The organism is Mesorhizobium sp. M1322 (assembly GCF_040318085.1).
GTDB lineage: Bacteria > Pseudomonadota > Alphaproteobacteria > Rhizobiales > Rhizobiaceae > Mesorhizobium.
Map to the genome: position 1 here is coordinate 1 of NZ_JAMYLP010000163.1, position 6,241 is coordinate 6,241.

7 protein-coding genes and 1 tRNA gene are annotated in these 6,241 nt (G+C 60.7%); 6 read left to right on the forward strand and 2 right to left on the reverse strand.

What is annotated here, in order from left to right; all coding sequences use genetic code 11:
- The 4 genes from NKH12_RS29650 to rnhA all read left to right on the forward strand — a co-directional run.
- The coding region (locus NKH12_RS29650; RefSeq protein ID WP_352956363.1) for a hypothetical protein at positions 1-419 on the forward strand (419 nt) is incomplete at its 5' end.
- 149 nt (positions 420-568) lie between these two features.
- Positions 569-1,072, forward strand: coding sequence for a hypothetical protein (locus NKH12_RS29655; protein ID WP_352956364.1), 504 nt, complete (start codon positions 569-571; stop codon positions 1,070-1,072).
- Between the two features lie 131 nt (positions 1,073-1,203).
- A complete protein-coding gene (locus NKH12_RS29660) occupies positions 1,204-1,947 on the forward strand; it encodes a ParB/RepB/Spo0J family partition protein (RefSeq protein WP_352956365.1) in 744 nt (247 codons plus the stop codon).
- A 69-nt stretch (positions 1,948-2,016) separates the two neighbouring features.
- Positions 2,017-2,499, forward strand: coding sequence for a ribonuclease HI (gene rnhA / locus NKH12_RS29665; protein WP_352956366.1), 483 nt, complete (start codon positions 2,017-2,019; stop codon positions 2,497-2,499).
- A gap of 55 nt (positions 2,500-2,554) precedes the next feature.
- Here the strand turns inward: rnhA and NKH12_RS29670 are convergent, their stop codons facing one another.
- Entirely contained in the window at positions 2,555-4,138 is a 1,584-nt protein-coding gene (locus NKH12_RS29670; RefSeq protein ID WP_352956367.1) for a DUF6538 domain-containing protein, read from the reverse strand.
- 80 nt (positions 4,139-4,218) lie between these two features.
- Positions 4,219-4,293 (reverse strand) — tRNA-Thr (locus tag NKH12_RS29675).
- Positions 4,294-4,442: 149 nt separating this feature from the next.
- On the opposite strand from NKH12_RS29675, the gene NKH12_RS29680 reads away from it, so the two are divergent.
- Both NKH12_RS29680 and murA read left to right on the forward strand, forming a co-directional pair.
- Positions 4,443-4,667: a hypothetical protein gene (locus tag NKH12_RS29680; protein WP_352956368.1), complete on the forward strand. Its 225-nt coding sequence runs from the start codon at positions 4,443-4,445 to the stop codon at positions 4,665-4,667.
- 145 nt (positions 4,668-4,812) lie between these two features.
- Complete coding sequence (gene murA, locus NKH12_RS29685) at positions 4,813-6,105, forward strand: UDP-N-acetylglucosamine 1-carboxyvinyltransferase (RefSeq protein WP_352956369.1); 1,293 nt, start codon at positions 4,813-4,815, stop codon at positions 6,103-6,105.
- The last annotated feature ends 136 nt before the right edge of the window (positions 6,106-6,241 follow it).

Consider the following 6,241-nt stretch of genomic DNA (forward strand, 5'->3'; position numbering starts at 1 on the left):
AACCCGCTTCGAGAAAACCGCCCGCAATTACCGCGCCGTTGTCACTCTCGCGGCTATTGTCCTATGGTTGCGGTAACTGTCCACACGGCCTAGGGGCGGGTACAAAAAAGGACAACGAAATGAACCACGCAAATGACAACAGCTATCCCAACGAGCTTTACGAGGATGTCTTCATCGAAGCGATAGCGGAGATGGAGCAGGCCCTCGATGAAATGCAGGCCGCCCGGGTTCAACCGCTCACGGCGACGGAAAGGGCAGTGCTGTTCGGGGCCGGCAACGCCGCAAGCAGCCTTTACGACGCGGCTTTCGCAATTGCCTCTGGCAAGCCGGTAACGGACGCCGAGGTCTCCAGCCGCCTGGAGAGCGCAGTCCAACAGATGCGGTCCGCATTCTGCTTGGCAAAGACCGGCAGCCGATGAGCACAGTCTGCCGTGTCCCGCACTGCGACCTGCCCACGGCTTCGCGCTATTCTGGGCACTGCCGCCGCCACAAAAGCATCATTAGACGACAGGGACATCATGAGCAGCGGGCGGTGAGAAGGTCAGAACTTCACTCGTATTGCGACCGCGTGCGTCGGCGCATCGCCAAGAATGCTGAAAGTCCGGTCTGGGCTGAACTGGAAAGCCGCTGGCAAGACCTCATCGCCTCGGCTCGAACCGATGCCGACCGGCGCGTCGGTAACAGATACCAAAGAGCCGCAGCAAACGAGTTGGTAAACATCGCGGCCGACGTTCCCTTCTGGTCGGTGGCCGTCACCGTCTGCGCAATCTTCATGTTGCAGCACGACTTACCTCATCGGTTCGCTTCAGACGCCGCATTCCGCATCCAACTCGCGAGGCGCGTACGAAGCCTGTCGGGCCGACACAGGGGCATCCGCGATGACGACAAGAGCCTTAAGCAGCAATGGGTCTATCGCGAGCTGCGCCCGAAGGTCGGGGCAATTCTCGGTCAGAAGTTATGGGTCGTGTTCGGTGCCGTTGGTCTTCAACTAGGGGCTTTGGAAGAACGCGACCGCGAACAAGAACGGGCCGAGAAGCAGAGGTTTTATGAAGCAATGAGGGAACTGAAATGATGAAAGGAGAACCAGCCAGTTTGTCGTGCGATCCCGGTGGGTCGACGATGGGGACGCCCATACGGCATGAACGACCTCTGGAGGCGATTGAACGACTTCAGCACCTTGTGAAGCGCTCTGACGGGGAGCAAATGCAGCGACCCGATAAGCTCCCACTGACGGCCATTAAGACCGCTCCCGGGCTGTTTCAGGCCCGCGCGGGAGCTGCCGAAGAAGGAGATGTGGATGCTGGCCACGTGCTGGCACTAGTCCGTGCCCTTGAGGCCAAACCGGCCGGCGCACGGACGCTCGACCCGGTGACCGTCTTCGCCATCGGGACCGACGCATACTGCATCGACGGACACCATCGTTTGGGAGCCTACCGGGCCTTCAAAGCGACTTCCTCAATTCCCGTGGAGTGGTTTGAAGGGAGCCTTGAGCAAGCGATTGTCGAGGCTATCGAGCGAAACCAAAAAGCGAAACTGCCGATGAAGCCAATGGAGCGGATGGAGGGGGCGTGGACGCTCGTGCTTACGGGGGCACACTCCAAAGCCAAGATCGCTGCAGCGGCAGGCGTCAGCGAGCGCACTGTGGCCAATATGCGCGGCCTTCTGCGGGCCTATCGGGAGAAATTCCCGGGCGAACATCCCGGCCGGTTCCAAGAGACACGAAACGAAATGGCAGATCGTGTACCGCCCGGGTTTTCGGACGAGATGAAGGAAGCGATGATTGAACGGTTTCGGTCGACCATCGCTGAAAAGTTCGGCAAGCAAGCCGCCAAACATACAGAGCTTTTCGCCGAGGCGCTGCACAGATACGGCGGCCAGGGCTTTGTGACCTTGCTTGCCGATTACTGGGGCTTCATCCGCGAGGATGACCTCGAATGCGACTTTTGAGCATCTGCTTGTGCACCGCTTGGTAGGTGCACCGTGCACACCCACCACCAAACACACAGAAAGGACGCTATGACCATAAGCACTCAAATCCGACCCTCCGGCCGCCATATTCTCATCCATACAGACGGCGGATGCAGTCCAAACCCCGGAAACGGCGGCTGGGCCGTTGTCCTTCGCAGGATCGAGGGTTCAGCAGAGATTAGGGTAAAACGGCTCAAGGGAAGCGAGCCAGAGACGACCAACAATCGAATGGAGCTAACGGCGGCCATTCGCGCCCTTGAGTTTCTGAAGTCCGACGAGCCGGACCCCATAGTGCTCGTGAGCGACAGCCGCTACCTGATCGATGGGATCACGGTCTACCTTCCGGGCTGGAAGGTGCGGGGGTGGCGCAAGAGCGACAAGAAACCGGTCGAGAACACTGACCTTTGGCAGGCACTCGACGCGCTGGCGGAGGGACGCGACATTGTATGGGAGTGGGTCCGGGGGCACAGCGGCGATCCCTACAATGATGAGGTGGACCGGCTTGCGACGATGGCGGCGATCCCAGCCTAATCGTCGGGCCTTGCGAGCGGGGAGACCAATCCCCGCTTCCGCCCTTCGGGCGAGGTCAGAAAAACCGCTTCAGCTTCTTAATCTCGCGTGCCAGCCCCGGCAACATCGCGTCACTGCGACCATACCGGTCCCGTGAGGTGCCCGTTCCCCGCCCCGTAATATAGGCCCGGGCATCGTCCGAGACACCTGCGGCAGTGCAAAGGTCTTCAAACAGGTGCCGCCAGCCGTGACTGGGCGGAACGTTTCGCTCTATCTTGATTGTGCCCCTCACAAATCGAGAAATGTCTTGGGATGGCGATCTGGTAAAAAGCCGGACGCCAAGCTTCGCTCTGTCCAGAAAATCGATCAAGCCTTCATCGATAAGCGCTGGGTGAACGGGGACACGCCGCTCGCTGTTAATGTTCTTTATCGACCGGTTCGGTTTGGCTCGTACGTGATAGAACCAGTCATCGCCGGATTTGAAGAAATCTTCCCTTCGCAATCCCGCTATTTCCTCCACCCGCGCCCCGGAGTAAGCGCACAACCAAGGCAGCCAGCGGGTATTGTGATTGGTGGAATTGCGGGCGCCGGCAAGGACGCGCCTCGCTTCTTCAAGTGTGTAGGTGAGATCGCTGCTGGGCCGCGAACGCGCTTCGGGCGGGGCCACGCCGGAAACCGGGTTCGCGACGGGATGAAACTCATCGGGGCGATGTTCCCTGCCCCACTGAACGACAGTGCGAACGCTCGACAACATATCCTTGACCGTGCGGTTGCTCACCCGGCCCTTTGCAAGCAGGTCCTCCATCCAATCGCGCACAAGCTTCGTAGTGATGACAGCGGCGTCATCGCTGTCCGCGAACGCGGTGAAGCTGGCCGAGTGCCGGCGAAATTTCTGCTCCGTTTTGGCATTAAGCCCGACTGCATCTTTTCCTAGCGATCGGCGTCGCTTCTCTTCATCGATAATGGAGACCAGAGAAATCTTGGACGCCGCGCCGCCGCCTGTCGACCTCGTGCCGGGCTTTTCAAACGCGGGATAAACAGCGGTAGTTCCAGCGCCGGAGTAGTCTCCGCCGGCCTTGGCGAGATTGATCGCCGCCGCTCGGTCAAGCGCGTCCGCCACTGTCATCAGGACGTTGCGGCGGCTCTGGTCGTCAATGACAAGGCCCTTGTTGGCAATCAGGCCGGAGACCAAATCACCAAATCGCGCTTCGATGTCTTTTAGCCGTTGGCGTTGGTCGGGAATAGCGAGCGGATTGAGCTTGCCCGCCCTCGCCGCACTGTTTACCCGTAACACCCTTTGCCAGCGCTCGGCGGAGCCCGGGTTCTCGTCAAATGCGGCCACAAATGCGGCATAAGCCTCACCCGCGAGCGCGAAGGTCTGCTTTTGCGAAAGAGCTGTCGGACCATTCCGGAGCGCAGCCCAGAAAGATGTCAGTGCTGCATAGGCTGCGGCGTGTCTGGTTTTGGCCTCATTAGGCTCTCGGGTTCCGAGCGATACCTTTACCGCGTCCCCGCTCGTGACTTGCCGCACGCTATCACCAACAGGAAGGCCGACGACCTTCCCGCGAGCAATTTCCACAAGGTCGGCGGGAACTCGGACACGAAGTTCATAAATGGAGGTCTTGGGGTTTCGGACTGGCGTCGGCATCAATAGACCCATGTGTATCGCTCCTGTGTACCACTGGAGACGGCCGATACCATAGCAAATTCAGTTAGTTGTTCCCAATCAATGGGATAGGCTGGTGCTGCGAGAGAGGATTGAACTCTCGACCTCTCCCTTACCAAGGGAGTGCTCTACCACTGAGCTACCGCAGCCGCCGATGGCGGGGCTTCTGCCATATCGAACCGGCAAGCGCAAGGCCAAGCGCAAGCCATCTGTGAAAGCCCGCTCCGACGGCTTTTCCGGACATGGCAGCGCCACAATGTTGGCTATCCCTTGATAGCGGGCTGGCCGGGACGGAACCATGAACGACAAGAAAACTCCACCTGACAAGGGCGGCCCACCTGACAAGGGCGGTCCATCGAAAAAGAACGGTCAACCGAATAAGGTCGACCGCAAGACCCGGCTTGCCGAGCAATTGCGCGCCAATCTGCAGAAGCGCAAGGCGCAGTCGCGCTCGCGGCGCACCGGCGGGGCCGACCAGCGGCCGGAAGGGCTAGGCGCCTTAAGGGAAACGCAAAAGGATTGACCTATATCAACAGGCCGGCCAGGGCGCGGGAATCCTGTTTCTTGAACCAAGCCGGCCAATGGTTTAGACGGGGCCGGGGTCTAGACCGGCCATAACAGACTCAACCGATTGAAAACCGGCCTTTTGGCCGAGGGGACGTTCTTCCATGGATCGCATCAGAATTGTCGGCGGCAACAAGCTTGCCGGAAGCATCCCGATCTCGGGCGCGAAAAATGCCGCGCTGCCGCTGATGATCGCCTCGCTTCTGACCGACGACACGCTGACCCTGGAAAACGTGCCGCATCTGGCCGATGTCGAGCAGCTTATCCGCATCCTCGGCAATCATGGCGTCGACTATTCGGTCAACGGCCGCCGCGAAAAGCAGCAGGAGGGCTATTCGCGCACCATCAATCTCTCCGCCCGCAACATCGTCGACACCACCGCACCTTACGAGCTGGTGTCGAAGATGCGCGCCTCGTTCTGGGTGATCGGCCCGCTGCTTGCCCGCATGGGCGAGGCCAAGGTTTCGCTGCCGGGCGGCTGCGCCATCGGCACGCGCCCGGTCGACCTTTTCCTGGAAGGCCTTCAGGTGCTGGGCGCCGATATCGACGTCGACACCGGCTATGTCATCGCCAAGACCAGGAACGGCCGGCTTGTCGGCAATCGCTACGTCTTCCCGAAAGTGTCGGTCGGCGCCACCCACGTGCTTGTCATGGCGGCGTCGCTGGCCAAGGGCGAGACGGTGCTCGAAAACGCCGCCCGCGAGCCCGAGATCGTCAACCTCGCCGAATGCCTCAACGCCATGGGCGCCAGGATTTATGGCGCCGGCACCGAGACCATCACCATCGATGGCGTCGAAGCGCTGTCGGGCGCCCGCGTCCGGGTGATACCCGACCGCATCGAGACCGGCACCTATGCGATGGCCGTCGCCATGACCGGCGGCGACGTCGTGCTGGAAGGTGCGCGGGCGGACCTGTTGCAGACCGCGCTCGACGTGATTTCCCAGACCGGCGCCGAGATCACGCAGACCAATTCCGGCATCCGCGTCAGGCGCAACGGCGCCGGCATTGCGCCGGTCGACGTGACGACAGCGCCGTTCCCGGCATTCCCGACCGACCTGCAGGCGCAGTTCATGGGCCTGATGACGATGGCCAAGGGCAAGTCGCGCATCACCGAGACGATCTTCGAAAACCGCTTCATGCACGTCCAGGAGCTTGCCCGGCTCGGCGCCCACATAACACTGTCCGGCCAGACGGCGATCGTCGACGGCGTTTCGAAGCTGAAGGGCGCGCCGGTCATGGCGACCGATCTTCGCGCTTCGGTGTCGCTGGTCATCGCCGGCCTGGCGGCCGAAGGCGAGACCACGGTCAACCGGGTCTATCATCTCGACCGCGGTTTTGAACGGCTGGAAGAAAAGCTGTCCGGCTGCGGCGCGGTGATCGAGCGGATTTCGGGGTAGGTAATTTCGCAGAACCGCAGGGCCTCAGACCAACTATCGATGTCGGCGCCGCCCCTCATCTGCCTGCCGGTGTCCAGTTGATAGATGGGTAACACTTTGAACCGGATACATGGGTTACAGTTTTCCCCCTGTAGTG

Bases quoted from the DNA above. Each gene is read 5' to 3' on its own strand.
- NKH12_RS29660 (WP_352956365.1), top strand. From the start codon at position 1,204: ATGCAGCGACCCGATAAGCTCCCACTGACGGCCATTAAGACCGCTCCC.
- NKH12_RS29680 (WP_352956368.1), top strand. From the start codon at position 4,443: ATGAACGACAAGAAAACTCCACCTGACAAGGGCGGCCCACCTGACAAG.
- rnhA (WP_352956366.1), top strand. From the start codon at position 2,017: ATGACCATAAGCACTCAAATCCGACCCTCCGGCCGCCATATTCTCATC.
- murA (WP_352956369.1), top strand. From the start codon at position 4,813: ATGGATCGCATCAGAATTGTCGGCGGCAACAAGCTTGCCGGAAGCATC.
- NKH12_RS29670 (WP_352956367.1), bottom strand. From the start codon at position 4,138: ATGGGTCTATTGATGCCGACGCCAGTCCGAAACCCCAAGACCTCCATT.